This is a genomic window from Roseibium sp. AWQ4_290, from assembly GCF_056160985.1.
Genome location: NZ_JBSWYG010000097.1, coordinates 1 through 254 on the forward strand (window position 1 = coordinate 1; position 254 = coordinate 254).

At 60.2% G+C, this 254-nt stretch carries 1 protein-coding gene; it reads left to right on the plus strand.

Translation table 11 applies throughout. The features are described 5' to 3' along the window. Positions 1-250 (plus strand): IS66 family insertion sequence element accessory protein TnpB (gene tnpB / locus ACXAH0_RS25290; protein WP_475196094.1); only part of this gene is annotated, 250 nt, incomplete at its 5' end. Positions 251-254 lie beyond the last annotated feature (4 nt).

Genomic DNA, 254 nt, shown 5'->3' on the forward strand with positions numbered 1-254 from the left:
TCTCGCGGAAGATCCTTATTCTGGGCACCTGTTCGTGTTCCGCGGTCGGCGGGGTGATCTTTTGAAGATCATCTGGTGGGACAGTCAGGGGGCTTGCCTGTTTTCCAAACGCCTGGAGAAAGGCCGGTTTGTCTGGCCGGGCGCGAAGGCTGGCAAGGTCAGTATCACGGCGGCACAGCTGTCGATGCTGCTTGAGGGGATAGACTGGCGTATGCCCGCCCGTACATGGACACCGCTGACGAGCGGATAGCGAC